The 25,571-nt window shown below is 68.5% G+C and carries 24 protein-coding genes; 16 read left to right on the top strand and 8 right to left on the bottom strand.

Going from position 1 to position 25,571, the window contains the following annotated elements; genetic code table 11:
- Positions 1-9 precede the first annotated feature (9 nt).
- The 8 genes from hpnC to OG817_RS11295 are packed head-to-tail and all read left to right on the top strand — an operon-like array spanning position 10 to position 10,342.
- Positions 10-852, top strand: coding sequence for a squalene synthase HpnC (hpnC, locus tag OG817_RS11260; protein WP_406053826.1), 843 nt, complete (start codon positions 10-12; stop codon positions 850-852).
- Positions 849-1,733: a presqualene diphosphate synthase HpnD gene (gene hpnD / locus OG817_RS11265; RefSeq protein WP_406053828.1), complete on the top strand. Its 885-nt coding sequence runs from the start codon at positions 849-851 to the stop codon at positions 1,731-1,733. Before hpnC ends, hpnD begins: the two co-directional genes overlap by 4 nt.
- The gene (gene hpnE / locus OG817_RS11270) at positions 1,730-3,082 is read left to right on the top strand and encodes a hydroxysqualene dehydroxylase HpnE (RefSeq protein ID WP_406053830.1); all 1,353 of its coding nucleotides are present in this window, start codon (positions 1,730-1,732) and stop codon (positions 3,080-3,082) included. The genes hpnD and hpnE overlap by 4 nt, the downstream gene beginning before the upstream one ends.
- Entirely contained in the window at positions 3,079-4,125 is a 1,047-nt protein-coding gene (locus OG817_RS11275; RefSeq protein ID WP_406053832.1) for a polyprenyl synthetase family protein, read from the top strand. Before hpnE ends, OG817_RS11275 begins: the two co-directional genes overlap by 4 nt.
- Positions 4,122-6,062, top strand: a complete 1,941-nt coding sequence (gene shc, locus OG817_RS11280) for a squalene--hopene cyclase (RefSeq protein WP_406053834.1) — start codon at positions 4,122-4,124, stop codon at positions 6,060-6,062. Before OG817_RS11275 ends, shc begins: the two co-directional genes overlap by 4 nt.
- On the top strand, positions 6,059-7,522 hold the full coding sequence (gene ispH, locus OG817_RS11285; RefSeq protein WP_406053836.1) for a 4-hydroxy-3-methylbut-2-enyl diphosphate reductase: 1,464 nt from the start codon (positions 6,059-6,061) through the stop codon (positions 7,520-7,522). Before shc ends, ispH begins: the two co-directional genes overlap by 4 nt.
- Before the next feature lie 2 nt (positions 7,523-7,524).
- Positions 7,525-8,523, top strand: coding sequence for an adenosyl-hopene transferase HpnH (gene hpnH, locus OG817_RS11290; RefSeq protein ID WP_360447646.1), 999 nt, complete (start codon positions 7,525-7,527; stop codon positions 8,521-8,523).
- A 28-nt stretch (positions 8,524-8,551) separates the two neighbouring features.
- Complete coding sequence (locus OG817_RS11295; protein WP_406053838.1) at positions 8,552-10,342, top strand: 1-deoxy-D-xylulose-5-phosphate synthase; 1,791 nt, start codon at positions 8,552-8,554, stop codon at positions 10,340-10,342.
- Here OG817_RS11295 and OG817_RS11300 read toward each other — a convergent pair.
- On the bottom strand, positions 10,317-11,249 hold the full coding sequence (locus OG817_RS11300; protein WP_406053840.1) for a pseudouridine-5'-phosphate glycosidase: 933 nt from the start codon (positions 11,247-11,249) through the stop codon (positions 10,317-10,319). The two genes, OG817_RS11295 and OG817_RS11300, sit on opposite strands and share 26 nt — an antisense overlap.
- Positions 11,242-12,129, bottom strand: a complete 888-nt coding sequence (locus tag OG817_RS11305) for a carbohydrate kinase family protein (RefSeq protein ID WP_406053842.1) — start codon at positions 12,127-12,129, stop codon at positions 11,242-11,244. Before OG817_RS11305 ends, OG817_RS11300 begins: the two co-directional genes overlap by 8 nt.
- A gap of 92 nt (positions 12,130-12,221) precedes the next feature.
- Here OG817_RS11305 and OG817_RS11310 point away from each other — a divergent pair, with 92 nt between their 5' ends.
- Positions 12,222-13,355, top strand: a complete 1,134-nt coding sequence (locus tag OG817_RS11310) for an ROK family protein (protein WP_406053845.1) — start codon at positions 12,222-12,224, stop codon at positions 13,353-13,355.
- A gap of 80 nt (positions 13,356-13,435) precedes the next feature.
- On the top strand, positions 13,436-14,944 hold the full coding sequence (locus OG817_RS11315; RefSeq protein WP_406053847.1) for a DUF4832 domain-containing protein: 1,509 nt from the start codon (positions 13,436-13,438) through the stop codon (positions 14,942-14,944).
- Positions 14,945-14,995: 51 nt separating this feature from the next.
- Here the strand turns inward: OG817_RS11315 and OG817_RS11320 are convergent, their stop codons facing one another.
- Positions 14,996-16,600: a RecQ family ATP-dependent DNA helicase gene (locus tag OG817_RS11320; protein WP_406053849.1), complete on the bottom strand. Its 1,605-nt coding sequence runs from the start codon at positions 16,598-16,600 to the stop codon at positions 14,996-14,998.
- 111 nt (positions 16,601-16,711) lie between these two features.
- Between OG817_RS11320 and OG817_RS11325 the strand changes: the two genes are divergently transcribed.
- Both OG817_RS11325 and OG817_RS11330 read left to right on the top strand, forming a co-directional pair.
- A complete protein-coding gene (locus OG817_RS11325) occupies positions 16,712-16,906 on the top strand; it encodes a hypothetical protein (protein ID WP_131515165.1) in 195 nt (64 codons plus the stop codon).
- A 132-nt stretch (positions 16,907-17,038) separates the two neighbouring features.
- On the top strand, positions 17,039-17,515 hold the full coding sequence (locus OG817_RS11330) for a hypothetical protein (RefSeq protein ID WP_396393501.1): 477 nt from the start codon (positions 17,039-17,041) through the stop codon (positions 17,513-17,515).
- 85 nt (positions 17,516-17,600) lie between these two features.
- Here the strand turns inward: OG817_RS11330 and OG817_RS11335 are convergent, their stop codons facing one another.
- The 4 genes from OG817_RS11335 to OG817_RS11350 form a co-directional block, all read right to left on the bottom strand.
- Positions 17,601-19,355: a BTAD domain-containing putative transcriptional regulator gene (locus OG817_RS11335; protein ID WP_406053852.1), complete on the bottom strand. Its 1,755-nt coding sequence runs from the start codon at positions 19,353-19,355 to the stop codon at positions 17,601-17,603.
- A 114-nt stretch (positions 19,356-19,469) separates the two neighbouring features.
- A complete protein-coding gene (locus OG817_RS11340) occupies positions 19,470-19,952 on the bottom strand; it encodes an AAA family ATPase (RefSeq protein WP_406053854.1) in 483 nt (160 codons plus the stop codon).
- Between the two features lies 1 nt (position 19,953).
- Entirely contained in the window at positions 19,954-20,349 is a 396-nt protein-coding gene (locus OG817_RS11345) for a low affinity iron permease family protein (RefSeq protein ID WP_406053856.1), read from the bottom strand.
- Positions 20,336-21,172, bottom strand: coding sequence for an alpha/beta fold hydrolase (locus OG817_RS11350; RefSeq protein ID WP_406053858.1), 837 nt, complete (start codon positions 21,170-21,172; stop codon positions 20,336-20,338). Before OG817_RS11350 ends, OG817_RS11345 begins: the two co-directional genes overlap by 14 nt.
- Before the next feature lie 79 nt (positions 21,173-21,251).
- Between OG817_RS11350 and OG817_RS11355 the strand changes: the two genes are divergently transcribed.
- The 4 genes from OG817_RS11355 (at position 21,252) to OG817_RS11370 (ending at position 25,151) form a co-directional block, all read left to right on the top strand.
- On the top strand, positions 21,252-21,743 hold the full coding sequence (locus OG817_RS11355; RefSeq protein WP_406053860.1) for a MarR family winged helix-turn-helix transcriptional regulator: 492 nt from the start codon (positions 21,252-21,254) through the stop codon (positions 21,741-21,743).
- A 112-nt stretch (positions 21,744-21,855) separates the two neighbouring features.
- Positions 21,856-22,752: a CPBP family intramembrane glutamic endopeptidase gene (locus OG817_RS11360; protein ID WP_406053862.1), complete on the top strand. Its 897-nt coding sequence runs from the start codon at positions 21,856-21,858 to the stop codon at positions 22,750-22,752.
- Entirely contained in the window at positions 22,749-23,834 is a 1,086-nt protein-coding gene (locus OG817_RS11365) for a serine hydrolase domain-containing protein (RefSeq protein ID WP_406053864.1), read from the top strand. The genes OG817_RS11360 and OG817_RS11365 overlap by 4 nt, the downstream gene beginning before the upstream one ends.
- 105 nt (positions 23,835-23,939) lie before the next feature.
- Entirely contained in the window at positions 23,940-25,151 is a 1,212-nt protein-coding gene (locus OG817_RS11370; protein WP_406053867.1) for an MFS transporter, read from the top strand.
- Positions 25,152-25,157: 6 nt separating this feature from the next.
- Here the strand turns inward: OG817_RS11370 and OG817_RS11375 are convergent, their stop codons facing one another.
- Positions 25,158-25,478, bottom strand: a complete 321-nt coding sequence (locus OG817_RS11375) for a hypothetical protein (RefSeq protein ID WP_406053869.1) — start codon at positions 25,476-25,478, stop codon at positions 25,158-25,160.
- Positions 25,479-25,571 lie beyond the last annotated feature (93 nt).

The raw sequence follows: 25,571 nt of genomic DNA on the forward strand, positions 1-25,571 counted from the left end.
TCGGACCGGGTGGATGAACAAGCCCATGATCAGGCACTGAGCAGGAGGGAGCAGGGCGAGAATTTCCCGGTGGCGCTGAGGTTGCTTCCTGCGCGGCATCGGGGGGCGCTGCACGCCGTCTACGGGTTCGCCCGGACCGTCGACGAGCTGGGTGACAGCTGGGCGGGAGACCGGACGGCTGCGCTGCGCGCCTTCGCGGCCGACCTGGACCACATTTGGGCCGGCACCGAGCCCGATCACCCTGTACTGCGCCGGTTACGCCCGATCGTCCTCGACCACGCCCTGACCGCCGAACCCTTCCACCAGCTGGTGCAGGCCAACCTGCAGGACCAGACAGTCTCGCGCTACCAGACCTTTGCGGAACTGGAGGGCTACTGCCGGCTGTCGGCCGATCCGGTCGGCCGCATGGTGCTCGGTGTCTTCGACGTACACGACGCTGAGACCGAGCGGCTGTCCGACCGGGTCTGCACCGCGCTGCAACTGCTGGAGCACTGGCAGGACGTGGCCGAGGACCGGCGGGCCGGCCGGATCTACCTGCCGCAGCAGGATCTCCAGACGTACGCCGTCGCCGAGGCCGACCTGGACAACCGCGTGGCGACACCGCAACTGAGAGCGCTGATGAACTTCGAGATCGAGCGCGCCGCCGCGCTGCTCGAGGAGGGGGCCGCGATCGTGACCAGGCTCGACGGATGGGCTCGGGTGAGCGTGGCGGGATTCGTCGCCGGGGGTCAGTCCACGGTCCGCGCGCTGCGGCGTACCGATGGCGACGTCCTGGCCCGGTCTGCTCGTCCGTCCAGGCTGGATACCGCCGCCCGAGCCTTACGACTGATCGCCGGGGCGGTTGCTCGATGACGATGACGGGGAGCCCCACGGTCCTGGATGCGTACGTCGCCTGTGCGGAGATCACCCGGACCGAAGCCCGTAACTTCTACTACGGCATCCGGCTGCTGCCCCCGCAGAAGCGCAACGCGCTGTGTGCGCTGTATGCCCTGGCGCGGCGAATCGACGACATTGGCGACGGTGACCTGCCGCTGGAGGACAAGCGAACGGCACTGCATCGGATCCGGAAGAACCTCGGGCGCCTCGACGACCTGCACGAGCCCGTCTACGTGGCCGTTGCCGACGCCGTACGCCGGTTCCCGGTGCCCATCGGGGCCTTCGAGGAGCTCGTCGACGGAGTCGAGACCGACCTGTCGCAGGTCCGCATCGCCGACTTCGACGAGCTCGTCGTCTACTGCCGTCGCGTCGCCGGATCGGTCGGCCGGCTCTGCCTGTCGATCTTCGGCCCGACCGAAGCCGATGCCGACCTCGACACCCTGTCGCTGTACGCCGACCAGCTCGGCATCGCGCTGCAGCAGACCAACATCCTGCGCGACATCCGCGAGGACCTCGGCAACGACCGGATCTACCTGCCCGCCGACGAGCTCAAGCGCTTCGGAGTCCGGCTGACCTTCGACGCGCGGGGCAATCTGGACGATCCGCAAGGCCGCCTGGCCGCGTACATCCGCTTCGCCGCCGGACGGGCCCAGGACTGGTACTCGCTGGGCTGGCGGCTGCTGCCGTACCTGGACTGGCGAAGCGGCGCGTCCTGCCGAGCCATGTCGGGCATCTACCACCACCTGCTGCGACGGATCGCGGCCAACCCGGTGCTCGTGTACGACCGCCGGCTGTCGCTGTCGGCGGGGGAGAAGGCGCAGGTCGCACTCGCGTCACTGGCGGGAGCACGGTCATGAGTCGGGTGGCTGTCGTCGGGGGCGGCCTCGCCGGCATCACCACCGCTCTCGCGCTCGCCGACGCCGGCCGTGAGGTGCAGCTGCTGGAGGCCCGACCGAAGCTCGGTGGGCTGACCCACTCGTTCGAGCGCGACGGCCGGTGGATCGACAACGGCCAGCATGTCTTCCTCCGCTGCTGTACGTCGTACCTCGGGCTGCTCGATCGGCTCGGTGTTCGCGACCACGTACACCTGCAGCCGCGTCTCGACGTACCGGTACGCAGCGGCCGGCACGCTGGTGTTGGGCGGATCCGGCGTACCAAGATGCCGGCGCCGCTGCACCTCGGGCCGGCCTTGGCGACGTACCGCTGGCTCAGCATGTCGGAACGGGTCCAGGCGGTGCGTGCCGCGCTGGCGCTGGGCCGGGTGGACCGGGAGGACCTGGCCACTGACGCCCAGTCGTTCGGTGCGTGGCTGGCCGCACATGGGCAGGACGCGCGCGCAGTGGAGGCGCTCTGGGAGCTCATCGGCGTCGCCACCCTGAACGCACGCGCCGTCGATGCCTCGCTCGCGGTCGCGGCCACTGTCTTCCAGGTCGGTCTGCTCGAGCAGAGCGATGCCGCCGACATCGGTTGGCCGCTCGTTCCGCTGCAGCAATTGCATGGCGATGCCGCCGCTCGGGCGCTCGCCACCGCAGGTGTCGAGGTCCGCCTGCATGCGCGGGTGAAGTCGCTCGACGATGTGGAAGGCGGCTGGCAGATCGATGCCGACAGGTACGACGACGTCGTACTCGCGGTGCCGCCTTCGGAGGCCGAGCGGCTGCTTCCCGAGGACGCGGTCGATCTGCCGACCGGGTGGGCAGACGCGCTGGGCAGCTCACCCATCGTCAACGCACACGTGGTTCTCGACCGGGTCGCTCTCGACGACCCGTTCGTCGCCGCGGTGGACAGCCCGCTGCAGTGGGTCTTCGACCGTACGCCGCAGAGCCTCGCAAGCCACGCCGACAGCGAGCAGTACCTCGCGATCTCGCTCTCAGCCGCGGATGACTTCATCGACATGCCAGTTGCCGAGCTGCGCGAGGTGCTGGTGCCCGCCCTCCGGCAGCTGCTGCCCGCGGCTGCAGACGCACGTGTGAAGGAGTTCTTCGTGACCCGAGAGCGACATGCCACCTTCCGGCCGGCACCGGGTTCCGGTCGATTCCGGCCCAACGCGACCACAGCACGTCCGGGCCTGCACCTTGCCGGTGCGTGGACGGCCACCGGTTGGCCGGCCACCATGGAGGGCGCCGTACGCAGCGGAGAGTCGGCCGCTGCCTCGGTACTGCGGACGCCCCTTCGCCCATCGCTGCCGTCCGAGGACGTGTTGTCGTGACGGCGGTCGAGCCCTCGACCATGCCGGCGGAGAGCAACGTCCTGGAGCTTCTCGCCCGCAGCCGGGACCTGGTCGAACCCCAACTGCGTGAGGCCGTGGCTCGTCTCGACGACCACACCCGGCTCGTCGCGTCGTACCACCTCGGCTGGTGCGACGAGGAGGGGACGCCGACCAGCGTCAGCTCCGGCAAGGCGATCCGGCCTGGCCTTGTCCTGCTCGTGGCCGAGGCGGTCTGCGGGTCGCCCGGGCCGGGGGTGCCAGGCGGCGTTGCGGTCGAGCTGGTGCACAACTTCTCGCTGATCCACGACGACCTGATGGACCGGGACACGCAGCGACGGCACCGGCGTACGGTCTGGGCGATCTGGGGTGACGCTACGGCGGTCCTGGTCGGTGACGCGCTCGCCTGCCTGGCCGACGAGGTACTGGCCGAGTGCGAGGCCCCGCCCGCGCGTCGCGCCGGACGTGCGCTCGCCGTCGCCACCCGGGAGTTGATCCGCGGGCAGGTCCTCGACGTCGCGTTCGAACGGCGCGACGATGTCGGGCTGGCCGAGTGCCTTGACATGGCCGGCGGCAAGACGGGCGCACTGCTGGGGGCGTCGGCGCAACTGGGCGCAATCCTGGCCGGTGCCGACGAGGTGACGTCCGACGCGTTCCGGACCTACGGGTGGGAGTTGGGGCTGGCGTTCCAGCTCGTCGATGACCTCCTCGGCGTCTGGGGAGCCCCGGAGCGCACAGGCAAGCCGGTCTTCTCGGATCTGCGCGCGCACAAGAAGACGCTGCCGGTGGTGTGGTCGCTCGAGTACGGCGGTGCGGCCGGTCGTGAGCTCGCGGACTGGTTCGCGGACCCGGCGACACCGACGGAGGACAGCCTGCGGCACGCCGCCGTACTGATCGAACGCGCCGGTGGTCGCGAATGGGCCTCGGCCGAGGCGGACGAGCGGGTTCGCAAGGCCGGCAAGGCACTCGACGCCGCGGGCGTCGCACCGGCCAACCGGGACCAGCTCGATCACCTGGCGCAGTTCGTGGCGGAGCGACAGCTGTGACGGCCGAACGGCTCGCTCAGGACGAGAAGTCCGACGTCCGCGCTGAGAACTGTCTGGACGCGGCGGTGGAGTACCTGCGGTCCCTGCAGCACGAGGACGGCTGGTGGAAGGGAGATCTCGCCACCAACGTGACCATGGATGCCGAGGATCTGATGCTGCGGCGATTCCTCGGCGTGGCGACCCCGAGGACCGACGCGGAGACGGCGCGGTGGATCCGGTCCCAGCAACGCGACGATGGGACGTGGGCGACGTTCCCTGGTGGGCCTGGTGACCTGTCGACCACAGTCGAGGCGTGGGTGGCGCTGCGGATGGCCGGCAACGACCCTGCCGAGCCGTACATGGCCGAGGCCGCGGAGTTCATCCGCGGTGCGGGTGGAGTCGAGAAGGCGCGCGTCTTCACGCATCTGTGGCTCGCACTGTTCGGCCTGTGGGAGTGGGACGACTGCCCCGACCTGCCGCCGGAGCTGATCTTCCTGCCCAGCTGGGCACCCTTGAACGTCTACAACTGGGCCTGCTGGGCACGGCAGACGATCGTGCCGCTGACGATCGTCAGCGCGTTGCGTCCGGTCCGGCCAGTCGACTTCAGCGTCGACCAACTTCGCGCCGGTACGCCGACCGCGCGCAAGGCTCCGCCGTGGACCCTCGACGGTGGTTTCCAACGGCTGGACGTCGTACTGAACGCCTACACGCGCTGGGGACCTCGCGGCCCCCTCGGTGGGATCCGTCGGCTGGCGATGCGACGTTCGGTCGAGTGGATCGTCGCTCGGCAGGAGGCCGACGGCGGATGGGGCGGCATCCAGCCGCCGTGGGTGTACTCGCTGATCGCACTGCACCTGATGGGCTACGCCACGGATCATCCGGTGATGGCCGCCGGCCTGCGCGGGCTTGAGGGCTTCACGGTCCACGCGGACACCGCTGACGGTCCGGTGCGCTGGCTGGAGGCCTGTCAGTCGCCGGTCTGGGACACCGGGCTGGTGGTGGGCGCTCTGCTCGATGCGGGCGTCGCACCGGACGACCAGGCCGTGCTCAAGGCCACCGACTGGCTGCTCGAGGAGCAGATCGATGCACCCGGCGACTGGCAAGTACGGCGGCCGACGCTGACGACGGGCGGGTGGGCTTTCGAGTTCGCCAACGACGGCTACCCCGACACCGACGACACCGCCGAGATCGTGCTCGCTCTACGCCGGGTTGTCCATCCGGAGCCGCAGGTGCTCCGGGCGGCCCTCGACGACGCGGTGGAGTGGACGACAGGCATGCAGTCCACCGACGGTGGCTGGGGCGCCTTCGATGCGGACAACACCGACACCACGCCGTTGCGGCTGCCCTTCTGCGACTTCGGTGCGGTGATCGACCCGCCGTCGGCCGACGTCACGGCTCATGTCGTGGAGATGCTCGCGGCCGAGGGCAGGACCGGCACCGACGAGTGCCGTCGCGGAGTGCGCTGGCTGCTCGATTCCCAGGAGGCGGACGGGTCCTGGTTCGGCCGCTGGGGCACGAACCACGTCTACGGCACCGGAGCCGTCGTACCGGCACTGATCGCAGCCGGCACGTCCACCGATGACCCGGTCATCCGCCGTGCCGTGAGCTGGCTGGCGGACCATCAGAATCCCGACGGCGGCTGGGGTGAGGATCTGCGCTCGTACGTCGATCCCAGCTGGATAGGCCGTGGTGACTCGACGCCGTCGCAGACGGCGTGGGCCCTGCTCGCCCTGCTGGCGGCCGATGAACAGGACGAGACGGTACGCCGGGGCGTCGGCTACCTCGTCGACACTCAGCGACCCGACGGCGGCTGGGACGAACACCGCTACACCGGGACTGGTTTCCCTGGCGACTTCTACATCGGCTACCACCTGTACCGGCTGGTGTTCCCGATCTGGGCGCTCGGTCGCTACCTCGGCAGAGACCGTCCGCATCAGGAGGGGGCGGTCTCACGATGACCTCGGGAACGGTCTGCACGCCCCTGTACGTCGAGTGGCTCACGCTGCGCGACAAGCTCACCGCGCCGCTGATCCGCACCGGGCGGGCAACTGGCACGATCCGCGACGATCCAGTGCTCGTCGCCGGGGTCGGTGGTGCACTGACCGATCGGATCGCTCCCGGCGACCTCGTCGTGGCGACCGAGATCCGCCGCGACGACCGGACCGTGCCGAGCCACGCAGCCGACCTGGTCGCGGGCGAACTTCGCCGCGCCGGGTTGAGGGTGCACACCGGGCCGCTGGTCACCACCGACCACGTCGTCGACTCCGCCGACGAGCGCAGAGCGCTGGCCGCATCCGGTGCGATCGCCGTCGACACCGAGTCTGCTCTGATCGCGGGAGACGAGGGCCGGTGCATTGTCGTCCGTGCGATTGTCGACAACGTCGAGCGACCGCTGGCGCGCGCCGGAATGCCGCTGCGTGGGATCAAGGCGCTCGCCTCGCTGCGGCGGGCGGCACCCGTCCTGGATGCGTGGGCCGCCGCAACCGGCGACCGGGAGTTGTTGCTCGCCGCCCCGCGGTCGTTCTGCGCCGGTGTCGAACGAGCGATCGAGATCGTCGAGCGCGCGCTGGAGCGGTTCGGCTCACCCGTCTACGTACGTCGTCAGATTGTCCACAATCTCCATGTGGTCCGCGATCTGGAGCAACGGGGCGCCGTCTTCGTGGAGGAGGTCGACGAGATCCCCGAGGGCAGCGTGGTGGTCCTCGCCGCCCACGGAGTCGCGCCGGCCGTGCGTACGCAGGCCGCCGAGCGGCGGTTGCGGGTGGTCGACGCCACCTGCCCGCTCGTTTCGAAGGTGCACCACGAGGTCCGCAGGTACGCCGTACGCGACAACACCGTGCTGTTGATCGGCCATCCCGACCACGAGGAAGTCGTCGGTACGACGGGTGAGGCTCCGGGCAACGTGATCGTCGTCCCCGGCCCGGCCGAGGCGGAGACGGTACAGGTTCCTGATCCCGGCCGGGTCGCCTACGCGATGCAGACGACGCTCGCGGTCGAGGAGGCGGCCGAGACCGCGGCCGTGCTGCGGCGCAGATTCCCTGCTCTCGCCGGTCCGCGCAAGGACGACATCTGCTACGCCACCAGCAACCGTCAGGCGGCAGTCCGCGAGATCGCCCGCCGCTCGGACCTGGTGATCGTGATCGGATCGCAGAACTCCTCCAACTCCCAGCGGCTCGCCGAGGTCGCAGAAGTTGAAGGCACCCGCGCCGTACTCGTCGAGGACGCCGCGGAGGTGCGGCTGGACTGGCTGGCCGGCGTGGCGCGGATCGGTATCTCGGCGGGCGCCTCGGCGCCGCCGGCCCTTGTCGACGATCTGGTCCGCAGTCTGTCCGGACTCGGGTCCGTGACCGTGACCGAGAGCGGGGCGGTCACCGAAGACGTCCGGTTCTCACTACCGAAAGAGGTGACCCAGCAGTGAGCATGCCGCTGCGGCAGTCCGTCCGTCTGGGCGGGTACTTGATGAAGCAGAAGCTGCTCCGGCGGGAGAAGTTCCCGATCTTGCTGGAGCTCGAGCCGCTGTACGCCTGCAACCTGAAGTGCGCCGGTTGCGGCAAGATCCAGCAGACGCACGACTGGCTGAAGAAGCGGATGCCGGTCGAGCAGGCGGTGGCCGCGGTCGAGGAGTGTGGCGCACCGATGGTCTCGATCGCCGGCGGCGAGCCGCTGATGCACAAGGAGATCGACGAGATCGTCCGGCAACTGCTGGCGCGCAACAAGATCGTCTTCCTCTGCACGAACGCCGTACTGATGCCCAAGCATCTGCACAAGTTCACGCCGCACAAGAACTTCGCCTGGATGGTGCACATCGACGGCCTCCGCGAGCGGCACGACCAGTCGGTCTGCAAGGACGGCGTCTTCGACGAGGCGGTCGCGGCGATCAAGCAGGCGCAGGAGGCCGGCTTCCGGGTGATGACGAACACCACGTTCTTCGACACCGACAGTCCGCAGGACGTCATCGACGTACTGGACTATCTGAACGACGACCTCGGCATCGACAACATGCAGATCTCGCCGGGGTTCGCCTACGAGAAGGCGCCCGACCAGGAGCACTGGCTCGGTCCGGAGGAGACCCGGCAGCTGTTCCGCAAGGCGTTCGCCGACGGGCGGCGGAAGAAGTGGCGGCTCAACCACTCGCCGCTGTTCCTCGACTTCCTCGAAGGCAAGGTCGATTTCGACTGTACGGCGTGGGCGATCCCGCTCTACTCGCTGAAGGGCTGGCAGCGGCCGTGCTACCTGATGGACGACGGGTACGTCGCGACGTACCGGGAACTGCTCGACGACACGGACTGGGACTCGTACGGGCGTGGAAAGGATCCGCGCTGCGCCAACTGCATGGCGCACTGCGGCTACGAGCCGACCGCAGTCGTTGCCACAATGGGGTCGCTGCGACAGTCCCTGCGCGCAGCAGTCGGGGCATGACGATGTCCGGCTGCGCGGGGTGGCTTCGATGAGCACAGTGCTCGGCGCCGACGCGGCGGCGCGGTTCCTCCCCGGTCTGCGTGGTCCCGAGGACCTGCGCGGCTTGCCGGCCGACGCCCTGCCCACGCTGGCCGAGGAGATCCGTGCGGAGCTGATCCGGCAGGTCTGTCGCACCGGCGGACACCTCGGACCGAATCTCGGTGTCGTCGAACTGACGATCGCGGTGCACCGGGTCTTCCAGTCACCCACCGACGCGATCGTCTGGGACACCGGGCACCAGGCCTACGTGCACAAGATGCTCACGGGCCGGTGGGATTCGTTCGGCACACTGCGGCAGTCCGGTGGACTCTCGGGCTATCCCAACCGGCTCGAGAGTACGCACGACCTGGTGGAGAACTCCCATGCGTCCACGGCGCTTGGGCACGCAGACGGCATCGCGAAGGCGTTCGAGTTGGCCGAGAACCATGATCGGCGCGTCGTCGCGATCGTCGGCGACGGTGCCCTCACCGGCGGCATGTGCTGGGAGGCCTTGAACAACCTCGCCGCCGCACCGAGCCGGCCGGTCGTCGTGGTGCTGAACGACAACGGGCGTTCCTACGAACCCACGGCCGGGTACCTGCCACGGCACTTGCACCAACTGCGCGACAATGTGGCCCGCGGCAACCTTTTCGAGGATCTCGGCTTCGCGTACGTCGGGCCCGTGGATGGACATGATCTCGCAGCGATGGAAGGCGCGCTACGGGCGGCCGCCGTACTGCGTCGCCCGGTCGTGGTGCACTGCGTGACGACCAAGGGCAAGGGTTATCGAGCCGCCGAGGAGGACGAGGCGGATCGGATGCACACTGTCTCGCCGGCCGCATCATCCGCGGCGTCAGGTCCGTCCTGGACGAGTGTGTTCGGCGACGTCATGCTCGAGATCGGCCGACAGCGGCCGGACGTCGTCGCGATCACCGCGGCGATGCTGCGGCCGACAGGCTTGCATCCGTTCGCTGTGGAGTTCCCCGACCGTATCTTCGACGTCGGTATCGCCGAGCAGCATGCGGTGGTATCGGCGGCCGGGCTAGCGGGTGCGGGCATGCACCCGGTCGTGGCGATCTACTCGACGTTCCTCAATCGCGCCTTCGATCAGGTGCTGATGGACACGGCACTGCACCACGCTCCAGTCACCTTCGTCCTCGACCGCGCAGGCATCACCGGTCCGGACGGGCCGTCGCATCACGGAATGTGGGACGTTGGTCTCTTCGGGTTGGTGCCGGGCGCCCGGGTCGCGGCTCCGCGTGATCCGGACCAGTTGCGCGTCCTGCTGCGGGAGTGCGTCGCGTGTGACGACGGACCGACCGTACTGCGCTTTCCGCGAGGCGACAGCGGACGGACCTTGGCCTCGGTCGGACGCTGGGGGAGTGCGTCCGTACTGCGCGCCGAGCCGGATGCCCAAATCCTGCTGCTGTCCGTCGGACCGCTCGCGGAGGCCGCGGTCGACGCGGCTGACGAGTTGCGGCGACACGGCGTACCGGTGGTTGTTGCCGACCCGCGCTGGTTGCAACCGCTCGACCCAGCGCTGGTGCAAGCCGCCGGACGCTTCCGGACCGTGTTCACCATCGAGGACAACGCACCGTCGGGCAGCTTCGGCGACGCGTTGGCCAGAGAACTACGCCAAGCCGGCGCCACCACCCAACTGCACAGCCTGACCCTGCCGGCCGACTTCGTCCCCGCCAGTTCCCGCAAGGACCTCCTGCACTCCTACGGCCTGGACGCGGAAGGCCTCGCCCGAACGGTCCTCACTACTGTCCGAACTACTGACCGAGCGAAGCGAGGGTGACGGCTACCCGGGCGGCGACGCCCGCGTTGTTTCGGGCCAGGGCGAGGTTCGCCGGAATGCTCTCGCCGTCCGTCTCCTTCTCGATGCGCTCCAGGACGTACGGCGTGACGGCCGGCCCGGTGACTCCTGCGCTCGCACTTGCCGCCAGAGCCGCGGCGAGTACGTCGGTGATCCGTGACTCCGGGATCTCGTCCTCGACGGGAATCGGGACGGTCAGCAGAACGCCGGTATTGGGCCGCGAGCGGAAGCGCAGTACGTCGCAGACCACCCGCTCGTCGTCGACCCGGTGCGGAACCGGCAGTCCACTCGACCGGGTGTAGAACGCCGGGAACCAGTCGTGCTGCCAGCCCAGGACCGGGACGCCGACGGTCTCGAGGTACTCGAGGGTTCGCGGCAGGTCGAGGAACGCCTTGGCTCCGGCGCACACGGTGATGACCGGGTGGTTGGCGATGGCGTCGAGGTCGGCCGAGACGTCCCCGCTGAGTTCGGATCCGCGGTGCACACCACCGATGCCGCCGGTGGCGAACACCGAGATGCCCGCCGCGTGCGCCAGCGTGACCGTCGCCGAGACTGTGGTGACCCCGACATCCCATCCTTGTGCTTGCGCCACGGCCAGATCGCGCTCGGCGACCTTCCGCGTGCCCTGCAGCACACGCTTCTCCTCGTCCGACGAGAGCCCGACGTGTGGCCGGCCGTCGAGGATCGCGGTCACCGCCGGTGTGGCGCCTTCGTCGAGGACCGCTCGCTTGCAGAGTTCGAGGGCCTCGGCGTTCGCAGGGGCCGGCAGCCCGAGGTTCGAGAAGATGGTCGATTCGAGCGCGACGACCGCGCGTCCCTCGTCGAGAGCCTGCGCTACGTCGTCGGCCACGATGGGCTGGAGGGTCTGCACCCTGCCATTGTCAGTCACGAACAACTCCCTCTGTGGTCAAGGTGGCGCCGGGTTCGGTGAGAACCCGCCGGGCGAGCCGGTGACCGGCTTCCACCGCGTCGACGACCTCGGCGTGAGTGAGCACCGCGGACAGGAAGCCCGCCGCGAACGCATCCCCGGCTCCGGTCGTGTCGCGTACTTCGTCGATCGCCGGCACCCGGACGGTGGCCGATTTGTTGCCGCCGGCATGCACCTCGGTGGGCTCCACGCCGTTCTTGACCACAACCGTCGTACCGGAACCGGCGAGCTCTCGCAGGGAGCCGAGGTCGGCTTCGATGCCGTTGGCAAAGATGTACGTGGGCTGGAGCGCTCCGACCAGCGAGCGGAAGGTGTCCCGTCCGATCGAGTCGATGAGAGCGACCGACGACGCATCGATCGTGAGGATCGCGCTCTCGGCCCGAGCGATCTCCGCGGCTTGACGGAGGACAGGCAAGGACAGTCCAGTCAGCGAGTACGCCGAGAGATGGACCGCCGCGGCACCGGAGATCCAGGAGTCCGGAACGTCGGCCAGCTCGGCCGCGGCACCTCGATCGGGGAACATCGTTCGCTCTCCGCCAGCATCCACGAGGATGACGATCGTGCCCGTTCGGCCCTGTTGCTGCACCTTGGCGTCAACGCCGACCGTCGCCAGTTCCCGCACGAGTGCCTCGCCGACGGCGTCGTCCCCAACCCGGCCGATGAACCGGACCGGCGTACCGAGGCTGCTCGCGAACACAGCGACGTTCGACGCCCCACCACCTCGCCCGCGCCGGATCCGCGCCGAGTTGTCCGTCCCGGTCCGCAGCGTCCCCTCCGACCAGACCACAACGTCCTCAACCAGATCGCCGATGCACACCAGGCGACCCTCGGCACTCGTCACAGGCTCATACCTCCAGTCCGGGTGGTCCGACGCTACCCGTCGCTGGAATGCATATAGTTATCAGGGAGTCCATCCGAACTCCGGGGGTCGCGATGACCGATGAGCCGAGCGGTGGCGATCTGTCCCGGCTGCGGCAGCTCAACGCACTGAGCGTGCTGCGAATCCTGCGCGACGAGAAGCCGTTGACGCTGACCGAGCTGGCGAAGCGGACCGGCCTGTCCAGGGCCTCGACCGAGGATGTCGCCCGCGAACTGCTGGCGCGTGGCTGGGTGGCCGAGTTGGCCCCGACTGTAGGCACCGTCGGCCGGCCCGCCCGTCGCTACCGCTTCCGCGCCGACGCGGGCCGGATCCTCGGCGTCGACATCGGCGGCCACAAGATCCTTGCCATGGTCACCGATCTCGAGGGCGTGGTGCTGAACCAGACCCGTGTCGCGGTCAGCCCGCGGATCGGACGCCGGGAACGCCTGGCAATGCTCGACGACTGCGTCACCACCACCCTCGCCGGAGCCGGCGTGACCCCCGATCGGATCTGGTCGACCGGAGTCGCCTCCACCGGACTCGTCGACGGCACCGGCAAGGTGATGCTGTCCGACTCCGTGCCGGAGTGGACCGGTGTCGACCTGGCCGCGCACTTTCGCCGACTCGTCCCCGGACCCGTCCGAGTCGAGAACGACTGCAAGCTGGCCGCACTCGCGGAGTCCTGGCGTGGTGTCGCCCGGTACGCCGGGAACGTCGTGTTCCTGCTCGCCGGCCTCCGCACCGGTGCCGGTCTGATCATCGACGGCAAGCTGCACCGAGGGTTCGGCAACGCCGCGGGGGAGATCGGCGCGTTGCCGGCGGCCGGTTGGCTGAGGGCTCCGCAGCACCTGTACGACTGGCTGGGTGGTGGCGACGATGTGGAAGAGGTGTTCCTCGCCGCCCGGGACGGGGACCGGACGGCGATCCGGGCTGTCCGCGGGTACGTTCGCGACATCGCGGTCGGCGCATCGGCGCTGGTTCTCACCCTCGATCCGGAGCTCGTCGTGATCGGCGGCGGCTTCTCCCGGTCGGCCGACGTACTGGTCGAACCTCTGCGTCGCGAGCTCGACCGCTGGTGTCTGCGAACCCCCGAGATCAGGGTGTCGGAGTTCGGAGCCGAGGGAGTCGCGCTCGGTGCCGTCCGGCTCGCGCTCGAGCAGGTCGAGGCCACCCGGTACGACGGGAAACTGTCCGTCTCGGCGATCTGACCGCGCCGAGCTCTTGACATAGTTTTCCTGGACTCCATGATTATTCCCAGGTCGCAGGATGCGTCAGGGAGGCCCCGCCCATGAGACGGTTCGTCACGATCATCGCCCTCGTCAGTCTGGTCTTCGCGCCACAGGCCGCCGCCGCGGCCCACGGAACCGGGCCGGTCACGACCCGCGACTATGCGTCGACCGATGCCGTGATCTCCAACCAGGAGCGCGGCTTCTACCACCACACCGAGACGCACTACCGCGCCGACGGCTCGGGCTACGTGCCACTCAACGTGACAACGCTGCGCAACTTCCGGACGCAGGAGAACGTCACCCAGATCCTCCGGGTGTTCTACCTGGAGAAGTTCGCCGGCCAGGACACGCTCGACAAGGCGTACCTCGACCTGGTCCGAGCCGACTTCCGGACGATCCGCGCGGCCGGCATCAAAGCCATCGTCCGCTTCGCGTACGCCCAGCCGCCCGGCTGGCCGCCGACCATCCCGTACGGCGACGCACCGCTGGCGCGGGTCCAGAAGCACATCGCCCAACTGACGCCGATCCTCCGGGAGAACGCCGACGTGATCGCGGTCGTCCAGGCCGGCTTCGTCGGGCTGTGGGGTGAGGGGTACTACACCGACTACTTCGCCGACCCGCAGGACCCGAGCCAGGTCTCGGACCAGAACTGGGCGGACCGTCGCGCGGTGATCATGGCCCTGCTGAAGGCCCTCCCGACGGACCGGATGATCCAGGTGCGGACGCCGTACATGAAGCAGCGAATGCTCGGCGTACCGACTGGGGCAGAAGGCGGTCTCACCGCCGAGCAGGCGTACGACGGGTCGCCGGTGGCGCGGGTCGGTCATCACAACGACTGCTTCCTCGCCAGTCCGGACGACTTCGGGACCTACCTCAGTGACCCGATCGAGCTCGACAAGGAATTCGTTGCCCAGGACACCAAGTATGTGCCCGAGGGCGGTGAGACCTGCGCAGTGAACTCGCCGCGGTCCGACTGGGACTCGGCGTCGGCGGAGATGGCCAGGCTGCACTTCTCCTTCCTGAACACCGACTACCACCCGGACGTGCTGGCGAGCTGGGGTGACAACATCACGATCGCCAAGCAACGGCTCGGCTACCGGTTCGCCCTTCAGCAGAGCACGGTCACGAGCACCACCCGGCCGGGCGGCGCCGTCGACGTCGGCCTGAAGATCCGCAACGACGGGTGGGCGGCGCCGTACAACCCGCGGCAGGTCCAGTTGATCTTCCAGGGTGACAAGCACAGCTACCGCGTCAACCTGCCTGCCGACCCCCGTCGCTGGCCGGCCGGCGCAACCACGACGCTCGACAAGCAGGTCTGTGCACCGGCCGTGCCCGGCAAGTACCGCCTGCTGCTCAACCTCGCCGACCCGGCGCCCCGACTGCAGTCGCAGGATCGGCTGCCGGGCTCCACCCAGACCTACAACTCGGCGTACGCGATCCAACTGGCCAACACCGGCACCTGGCAGGCCGCGACCGGCTACAACGATCTCGGCCAGACCGTGACCGTCACTCCTGACCACAACTCCGGGGGCTGCGGCAACCTTCCGACACCGCAGCTCATCCGCTGATGCCGGCGCAGGTCCATCCCTACCCCTGCGGGGGATGGACCGCGTCGCCGCTCACGACTCGGGTTTGAGTAAGTGGTTGTGGATCATGAAGGCGGTCCGGAGTTCTTTGTAGCCGACTCGGTCGAAGAGGACTGTCATCGCATTGCCGGTGTAGTGCTCGACCTGGCCGGGACCGAAGGTGGGGTGGATCACTCTGCTGCCGACCGGGAAGGGTTGGTCGGCGGCTGGGGTTGCAGTGCGGCCGGCGAGGTCGTTGTCGCAGTTACCGCACGGGCCGTCGTACCGCTCGCCGAAATAGCTGAGCAGCCATTCACGACGACAGCCGCCGTACTCCACGTACGCCGCCATCATCTCGACGCGGGAACGGGCGGCCTCGCGGCGATCGTGCTCGACTGCCGACGCGGCGGCGACGGCCCGGTCGACGTCGACTCGGGCGGCCAGGTGGAAACGGTGGCTGACGGCAACCATCCGGGCATCCGTCAGCCGGCCGAGGGCGCGTTCGACCCGGGCCGGACTGAGGCCGCTCGCGGCGGCCAGTTCGGGGATGTCCGCCGGGCGGTGCTCGTCGATCGCCGTGGCGACGGCGAGGAGGTCCGCGTCGGTGACCCCTCCCGAGGCGAAGAACCGGTTGAGGCCGAGGTCGGCGTGGCGGTAGAAGAGTTCGATGTCGGCCGGTTCGCCGTCGCGGCCGGCACGCCCGATCTCCTGGTAGTACGCGTCGATCGAGCCCGGTGCCTCGGCATGGCTGACCCAGCGGATGCCCGGCTTGTCGATGCCCATCCCGAAGGCGATCGTGGCGACGACGACCCGGCAGTGGTCGGAGAGGAAACTGTCCTGCACCTCGCGACGTTGCTTGGCCGACAGACCCGCGTGGTACGCCTGCGCCGGGACGCCCGCGATCGCCAACTCGTGCGCCACGTCCTCCGCGTGCCGATGGGTGGCGACGTACACGATGCCTGGTCCGCGCGATGACCGGACATGGCTGAGCAGCCGGCGGTTCTTGGTCTCGTCGTCGGCGAAGGTGAACACCGCGAGATTGAGGTTCGGCCGATCGAAACCGCCGACCACCACGGCCGGGTCGCGCATCTCCAGCCGGTGGATGATCTCCTTGCGCACCGGCGGGGCAGCAGTCGCGGTCAACGCGAGGACCGGGGGCCGCTGCATCGCGCGGATGGCGGCGGAGAGCCGCAAGTAGTCGGGGCGGAAGTCCTGGCCCCACTCGCTCACGAGGTGGGCCTCGTCGACGGCCACGAGCCGCGGCCGGGACGCGGCCAGCAGGTCGAGTACGTCGGGATGCGTGAGCTGCTCCGGCGACAGGAGCACGAATCCGGGCCGGTCGTTGGACAGCATGTCGCGGGCTGTCCGGCGACCGGCCGAGTCGCTCGCATTCAACTCGGCGACCTCGACACCCGCGGGATGCTCCGACAACGCCCGCAGTTGATCGCGCTGGAGCGCCACCAACGGGCTCACCACGATCGTTACTCCACCCAGCGCGAGCCCCGCCAACTGGTAGATCGCGGTCTTCCCGGTCCCGGTGGCAAGAACGGCGAGCGTGTCCTTCCCGTCGAGCACCGCCCGGACCGACTCCTCCTGCCCCGGCCGCAACGAGTCGAACGCCAATCGCTCCCGAGCCAGCGCGGCAACATCAACAGACACCCGCACATCATCCACCACCGGCGTGAGGACTGGTGACGAACGTTCCCGGGTACATGTCCTGGGTGGGCGGTCAGTGGCTCGCAGTGATCGCCATGCCCAGGAGGTGTGACTATGAACCAGCACCGGATGGTTCTCGAGGCGGACAACGGAGCGGAGCTTCTGTTCGTCTGCCCGTACGACGGTTGTGGTCGTCGCCTGGTGCTCAAGCGGTCGGGCGGGCTGACCGTGCTCGACCGCGGTGACTTCTTCGCGCTGCACTCCGGCGGTACCCAGGGCCTCGAGATCGAGGCCGGAATCGGCGGCTGACCTGCGCGTTTCCGCTTAGTCAAGACTGAGCGCCGCCGCTCAGCGCTACTGTGGCGGTTCACTCAGCGCTGCCCTGCACTCTCTCCGTGAGGCGAGCCCATCCCGGGCCGCCCACCCACTTGGGGAGATGTCATGCAGCAGTTCGATCCCAACATTCCCGGCCTGATCGAGGGCGAAGTCACCACCGTCACGATCATCGACCCCGCCGGTGAGTTCCCGCCGTTCCAGGTCGGCAACCATGTCCTGGACCGCACTGACGCGTTCAAGATCAGCGTGGAGTGGAAGGTCACCGGTCCGCTGCGGCCACTGTGGCTGGCCGCCCTCGGTGGCCAGTGGAACGTCCAGGCATTCGCCGAGTCCTTGGGCGGTGGTCCGGAGATTCTGCTGGCCGCCGACAACACCGTGAACGCCGACCCGGCCGTCTCGAACTACGCCGTCGAGCTCAACGTTCCGCCGAACACCTTGGACGAGGGGAACCCGGGCAGCCAGATCAGCGGGATCTACAAAGTGGTGGTCTCGGTGTTCCTCGACAGCAGCCTGGGCACCCCGGGGTTCGACATGACCGGGTTCAACGAGGGTCCGATCATCCAGGTCGAGGACCCGCAGTGACCCTGGGACGCACGCCGAGCGGCCTGCGGCTCTGACACTGGCGTAACAGACCGGGTCGTGTCCCCGAGCCAGGGACGCGACCCGGTCAGCGGAGCTTGGACAGTTCGGTCGCGGAACCGTTCCGGATCACGTCGTACAGAACGGTGGTGTCGGGTGTAGGGCTGGCGTCGATCGTGACCCGCAGGATCCGCGTGCAGAACTCGTACTGCCGCACTGCCTGATAGGTCCGTCCCTGGGCGGCGTAGCACCGCATCAGCAGTCGGTGCGCGTCCTCGCGGCACGGGTCGATGTCCAGCATCCGGTGCGCGGTGGCAATGCAGTCATCCACTCGGCCGTCGGCCAGGTCGATGCGGCTCAGCCGGTCCAGTGCGTCGACGAGCTTGATGCGCAGGCTCTCCCGTGGCAGCAACGTCCATTGCTCGAACGGCGCATCCGCGGCGAAGTCGCCGCTGTAGAGCGCAATCGCCTGCTGGTACGCCGTTCTGGCCTCCTCGTGAAGGTGCGCCCGCTCAGCGGCGGCGGCGGTACGCAGTCCTTGCTCGAATGTCTCGACATCGACCTCGACGAGCAGGTCCGGGTTGAGCCGGTACCGGCCGTCGGCGTACTCCACGAGGTTGAGCGCGGTGACGTCGAGGAAGGCGCGGCGCAGGCCGCTGACGGCCACCTGCAGCCGGTTGCGTGCGGCGGAGGCCGGCACATCGCGCCAGAACTCCTCGAGCAACTCGTCCCTGGCACAGGCGTGATGCCGGCGTGAGAGCAGATACCGAAGGACGCTCGTACCTCTCTGGCCGTTCCAGGACGTCACTGGCGAGCCATCGATCCGCACCTCGAGAGAGCCGAGCAGCCGCGCTTCGAGTAGACCTTGGCGTGGGGCCGTTCGGACGGCGGGGGAGCTGCGTACGCTCTCCGGGTACGCCGGCGCCGGTCGTTCGCTACTGAACCAGCGTCGCTTGGTCTCTGTCGGCCGGGTCAGTTCTCGCCGAAGGGATGGACGCCAGATCGGGCGCAACCAACCCCACTGCTGCTCCATCGGAACCAGCCACGGTCGAAGCTGGCCGGAGGCGATCGGGCCGGTGCTCATCTGCGGATGCCAATAGCCGACAGTCAGCGCGACCTGTAGCGCGCTCCGCTGATCTGGCGTCAGTTGGTCGAGCAGTCCCGCGGTGAGGCGGCCGAGTAGCGACGACAGGCTGTGTGAGGAGCCGAGCGCTTCGTCGACTGCGTTTGGGGACCACAGCTGTGCGGCGGTCAGTACGTCTCCGAGAACAGCCGCGTGGCGACCCGCGTAGCTGAGCAGACGTGCCCGGCTCTGGGCTGACCAGTACTCCTCGAGAGCGCCTTCGTCGACCAGTTCGGACGCGGGCACCACGCAGTCCGGTCCGCGGCCGAGCTGAGGATGCAACCAGCCTTCGGCGACCACCACCATCCTGACGCCCCGATCGATGACGGCCGGCCGGATCGCCTTGACCAGCCGGGCGACGCCCGGAGTCATTCGGCTGCCCAGCTCGAGCACGATGACGGCGCCTTCCGGTGCTCCTTGGATCTCGTCGCCGAGTCGAGCAGCCGGCAGTCGAAGGGTCTGCGGCTCGACAGGTGACCAGCGATGCTCGCAGGCCGCGGCCAGGGACTGCGCCAGTTCCGTCGTGCGTACGTCGTGGGCGCGCAACCAGACGCAATCGTGCAGCCGCTGCCAACTGTCGACCACGCCGGCCAGCCGCTCGGCGGCGTAGGAACCCGGTACCCCGCGAACCACGGAAATCGGAGCCTCCGCGATGCGCCGCACCCCTGGGGTGGTCGCGCTCGCGGCGGCCAGGGGGCGAAGGACCGGCGGCAGGTACATAGGTCTACCCCGGTCCGTGCGTTGTGCGACTCATGGCGATGCGTCCCCCTCCGCGCAAGCGCGCGCTCACCGACTGGATGCAGAGGGCCCCGCTCCTGATACGCCTTCACCGGCTCAAACCGACGTGATCCTGACCGGACTCTCATCGGGGCCGGGTGGTTCGAAGTCGGCCAGGTGCTGTTCGAGGACCGCGTCGGCCACGTCCCGCCGAGCCGCACTGACCCGGTTGCCCGCCTGGCGCCGGCGGATCGTCGGGTGGTCAACGTCCAGGTAGACCAGCACGAACCCGGCGCCGGCGACCAGGGAACGCCAGCCGTCGCGCAGCGAGCGCAGCGAGCTGGTGTCGTCGACAATCACTGTCCGACCGGCGGCGAGCAAAGCGCGGACTTCGGCGCCGGCGAGCTCGTGGGTGCGGATCCACTCTTCGACCGGGATCCCGTCACCGCCCCACAGTCCACGGCGTTCGTTGATCTCGTCGAGGCTGACCACCACCGCGTCAAGCCTCGCCGCGAGTGCCTGCGCATAGGTGCTCTTGCCGGAGTACGCCGTACCGCACATCAGCACCAGCAGGCCTGGGCCTGTGGGGTGGTTCGGCATGTCAGTGGCGGGCTTCGAGGCCGATGGCGTCGCGGAGTTTTTGAGTGGCTTCTTCGAGGTCCGGGTCGGTGCGGGACTGTGATGCCATCAGTTCGGCCAGGGCCTCGGCGATCACGTTGAGCTTCTCCTGGGACGCTTCCTCGGCCCGGCGGGCGGCGTTCTCGAGCAGGACCAGCAGGAGCAGGGTGACGACACTGGCGACTGTGTGGATGGCGACCTGCCAAGACTTCAGATCAACCCACAACGGCAGACTCACCAGCCAGACAATGACGATCCCGGCACAGAGAAAGAAGAACGGAGCCTGGCTGACGCGGAGATAGGCCGTCTGCACGAACCGATCGAACAGCGACCGCCGGTCGCCTCGCTCGCGTGTCTCGGCCGCCTCACTCCGCTCCATCGTCGGAGCGTAGTGCGCGCCGCTGCGTGGTGCCACTTCCTGGCGGTGGGTCTGCCTGTTGCCACAGGTCGAGCAGAAGCTCGTTCACCTCGTCGGGGCGTTGCTGGTGGGGGGAGTGGTCAGCACCCTCGACCTGGACAAAGGTGGCGCCGGTCTCCGTCGCGATGAACCTCGAAGTGGCGATGAGTGCTTCGCCGGCCGCGGCGCGGTAGTCAGCCGCGGCTGTCTCCCAGGTGCCGGCCAGGACCAGCTTCGGATACGTCGCGGAGCGGAGAGGCCCCAGCGGTACGTCGGCGTTCCAGCACGGCCGCTCGTGGAGCGCCGAACCAGCGGCGCGCAGCGACCATTCGTAGGGCTCGGGAACCGGCTGATCGCCCCAGACAACCCGGAGATACTCCTCCGCCGTCATCGACTGGGTACTCGGCCAGTAGCGGCGGTTGCCTTCGAGTGCCTTCGCAACCACCGGATCCGAGGTCGCGACAGCCAGCGCCGCCGGCTCGATCAAGGCCAGCGAGGCGACCAGGTCGGGTCGGCGTGTGGCAGCGAGCATCGCGACCACGCCGCCGTACGAGTGCCCGACCAGGTGACTCGGCTTGTCCATCAGTCCGGCGATGTCGTCCGCGTCGACGTCGTAGTCGCTCATCTCCGTGTCCGGACTCTCCCCGAACCCCCGCCGGTCCACGACAAGAATCCGCCGATCCCGACCAAGTTCCCGCTGCCCTGCGTACGACGCCTGTCCCCAAGACAACGTGCCGTGAACCAGGATCACCTGGTCAGCCGAGGATTCACCGTCATCCCACACCGTCACGTGTATCGGCAGCATCCCCAAATCCTAGGCGCCGAACCGGTCAAGACCTGCGATCCCAGAGGTAGTTGCTGCGGTTTCGCAGTACTATCGCTGGATGGCGCGTGAACGCAAGGGGACTGGGGATGGGCTTTCGGCTGCTGAGGTGCTGGTCGAGGGGGTGGACGTGACGTTCATGGTGTGGTTGACGTCGCGAGCGACTGCCGACCTGCTCGACGCGGCGCTGGCGCCGGCGGGGTTGGACAGTGACGAGTTCGCGATCTACTCCGTACTGGTGGCGGCACCGTCGATCACTCCCACGGAGCTGGCGCGCTGGATGGCTGCGCCACCTACCACGGTGTCCAGCTACGTGAAGCGGTTCGAGGCGCGGGGCCACGTGAAGCGCGAGCCGAACCCCACCGACCGGCGTTCCTACCGGATCAAGTTGACGCCGGCTGGCCGGCGCGCGCATTCGGCGGCGGCCAAACTCTTCGTCCCGTTGAGAACGCGCGTGGAGCACGGACTCGGTGGACGGGAGGAGCAGGTGCGTGACGCGCTGCTCACCCTCCGGACTGTTCTCGACGAGATCCGGCACGACCCCGGGACCTAGCCGGTCCAGCCCCTTGACAAGAGTACTACGAGATCGCAGTATCAAAGTACTGCGAGATCGTAGTACTCGTCGAGCCTCTGAGGGCTCGGTGAAAGTGAAGGGCGGATGGCTCATGAACAGCATTGGCGTCGAACAGGCAGCCCCAGGACGGAGCGGCAGGCGTGAGCGCTCCAGCCGGGTGATGCGGCTGCGTGGATGGACGGCCCGGCACCCGGTGACGGCGTTCCTGGCCCTGGCTTTCGCCAGTGCCTATCCGGTGATGTCACTGCCGGTTCTGGCCGCGCACGGCGTGATCGCCGATGGGTGGATGCCGGCGGTACCGGGCGTCGGCGCGGAGCGGATCGCGTCCGTGCTGCTGGTCTTCGTGGCGCTGGTCCCGGCCGCCTTGTGGACGACGTGGGCCACGGACGGACCGGCCGGAGTCCGGGTCCTGGTGGGCCGGATGTTCCGGTGGCGCATCGGGTCAGGTTGGTGGCTTGTCATCCTGGCCGGCTTGCCGACGCTGACAGTCGCGCTGGCGCTGCTGTCGGGAGACACGTTCAAGCGGGTCGACGTTGCGCCGTTCGTGATCGGCCAGGTGGTCGGGCTGCTCGTGAATCTCGTCCTGATCAACCTCTGGGAGGAGACCGCGTGGTCGGGGGTCGTGCAGACGCGGCTGGAGCGACGTCACGGCCTGGTCAGAGCGGCGCTGCTCACTGCCGTGCCGTTCGCGCTGGTCCACCTGCCGCTGCAACTCATCGGCGACTTCTCGCTCGCCTCGCTCGCGGGCGCTCTGGTTGCGCTGCTCGTCATCTGCGCGCTCGTCCGCTTGATGATCGGTGTGTACCTGCGCGGGACCGGTGGCAGCATTCTTGCGGTCGCAGTCGACCACAGCGTCTTCAACCGCAGTAACAACGACGAAGGGGTCGTCGCTGGACTTCTCGAGGGGGATGGGCGGAAGCTGGCCGGACTGGTCGCTGTGCTGCTGCTGACAGCGGTGATCGCGATTGTCTCGGGGAGGCGGTCATGAACTCCGAGGTTGCCCAACGCATCGCCGAAGAGGTCGCCGCGAAGGGAAAGATGCCCGGGCTGTCCTTTGCCGTCGCCGGACCTGAAGGACTTCTGTACGCCGGGACAGTCGGGTACGCCGACCTGGCGGAGCGCCGGGAGTCCACCGTCGACGACCAGTACCCGTGGTTTTCGATGACCAAGATCGCCACGGCGACAGCCGTCGTACGGCTGCACGTCAACGGCAAGCTGGACCTCGACACACCGATCGGCACCTACCTTCCTGGCTACCGGCCGTCTGCCAAGTCGGGGCACCCAACCACGCGCCAGTTGCTGACCCACACCGCGGGCCTGGCGAACCCGCTCCCGATCCGTTGGGTCCGACCCGAGGGTGATCGCGAGGACCCGGCGCTGCTGGACCGGATCGTCCGGAAGCACGGATCGCCCAGGAGAGCAGTCGGAGGTCGAGCGGCGTACTCGAACATCGGATATCTCCTCGCAGGAAAGGTCATCGAGGCTGTCACGGGGGAGTCGGTCCAGGACCATGTCCACCGGTCTGTCCTGGAGCCACTCGGGATGAAGAACACCGGCTATGAGTTCCAGGCGAGCGGTCCTCGATCCATCGGCTACGTCCGCCTCAACCCGGCCGCGGTTCCGGTACTTCGTTGGGCGTTGCCCAGCGGGATCGTCGGCAACCGAGTTGCCGGCCACACCGCTCTGCGCCCCTTCCTCGTCAGCGGCCCGGCGTACGGCGGTCTGGTCGGGACCGTGACCGACGCGGCACTGCTCGCAGCCGCCCACAGCGCGGGCCTGTCGGATCATCACCCCCTTCTGCCCTACGAGCAGGTGGAGGCGATGCGCACGATCAGCGCGCCCGGGAAGCCGTTCGACCATGGCATCGGCTGGTTTCGTCCGCCGGCCGGCGCCGACCGCACTCCGGCGTACGTCGAGCACTACGGGACGGGATGCGGCTTCTGGAACGCCATGCGGATCTACCCGCACCGGCGACTCGCGATGGTTGCCATGACCAACACCACCTTCCGGTGGGAATTCGACAACCTCTTCACCCGACTCGAGCAGCTGCGGAGGGACTCCTGCCATTGACCGGAGCTGCCGGTGGGTGGACTTTGAAGAGGGGGGAATGTGCGGATGTCAGTGGTTTCCGGCGGGGCGGGGGGCGCCCGAACTGCAGACGCCGAGGTGCATCGGGTGGGATGGGGCTTCATCCTGCTGTACACGTTGGCGTATCTGAGTACCTGCTTGGTCTTGATCGCACCGCTGCTGGTCACCTTGGCGTTGAAGGTGAACTCGCTGGTGGGGATCGACAGGGCGCCGCGCAGCCTGGCCCTGGTTGCCGGGATCGGTGGCCTGGTCGCGATGGTCTGCAATCCGTTCTTCGGCAAGTTGAGCGACCGTACGTCGTCGCGGCTGGGCATGCGGCGGCCGTGGATGGTCATCGGCCTGGTCGGTGGCTCGCTGGGCATTCTCGTGGTCGCGGTGGCGCCGAACATCCTCATCGTGCTCGTCGGGTGGTGCACTGCCCAGCTGTTCTTCAATGCATTGCTCGCCGTCCAGGTGGCGGTCCTGCCGGATCAGGTCCCAACGATGCAACGCGGCGTGGTCGCGGGCGTACTGGGGGTTTGTCTGCCGATCGCCTCAGTCAGCGGGACCTTCCTCGTCAAGCTGTTCACCGGAAATCAGGTCCTCATGTTCTTGGCCCCGTGCGTGATCGGCGGATTCTTCATCCTGCTGTTCGCGGCGGTTCTCGACGATCGGCGACTGGCGAAGGCGGACAGGCCGCCCTGGTCGCTGCGAGAGTTCGCCGGCACGTTCTACGTCTCACCGCGCAGGAACCCGGACTTCGCCTGGGTCTTCGTCAGCCGGTTCCTGTTCGTGCTGGCGTACGCCTTCCTGTTCACCTACCAGGCCTACTACCTGCTCGAGAAGATCGGCAGCGCCGAGGCCGACGTACCGCGGCAGATCTTCCTCGGCACGCTCATCCAGTCCAGCGTCATCGTCGTTGCTTCGGTCATCGGTGGCCGGCTGTCCGACTGGACGGGCCGGCGGAAGGTCTTCGTCCTCAGTGCGTCCATCGTCTACGGGCTGGCGATGCTTGTCATCGGTGTCGCCGTCGACGTCAACGGCTATCTCATCGGGATGGCGATCGGCGGTCTCGGATTCGGCATCTACATGGCCGTCGACCTGGCGCTCGTTGTCGACGTACTGCCGGACAAGGCCAACGCCGCCAAGGACCTCGGCGTACTCAACATCGCCGGCGCCCTCCCAGGTTCTGTCGCGGCGGCGGTCGCTCCGGCCATCCTGGCGGTCGGCGGTGGCAGTTACGGCGTGCTGTACGGCGTTGCCGGAGTGTGCGCGATCATCGGGGCGTTCGCCATTCTCCCCGTGAAGAGCGCCCGCTGACTCTGGCTATTCGCTGTCGAGTTGACGGATCTCCGTCAGCGAGGCCTTGGCCTCATCCGCCGTCGGTCGGCGTTCGGGGTGCTTGGCGAGCAGCCCATCGATGATCGGGCCTAGGCGGCCGGTCCGGGGTGGCGTGCCCCGGAGTACGGCGAGGAAGCTGTCGGACCACTCGCCCCGGTCGAACGGCGGGTGGCCCTCGACGCCGGCGAACAGGGTCGCGCCGAAGGAGTACAGGTCGGCCCGAGGATCCGGCTTGTGGACCGAGGTCCTTGTCGTACGAGCACCACGATCGGCTGAGTGAATCTGCCCCGGTATCCCGGCGACCACCACTCCCGGCTACCGGTCGGAAGGCAAGCGGCCGTGGGGTCAGCCCCGTCCCCGCACAGCGGTCGCCCTCGTGGATGCCAGCGGGCCGTCGTT

It is taken from the genome of Kribbella sp. NBC_00889, from assembly GCF_045207705.1.
Lineage (GTDB): Bacteria > Actinomycetota > Actinomycetes > Propionibacteriales > Kribbellaceae > Kribbella.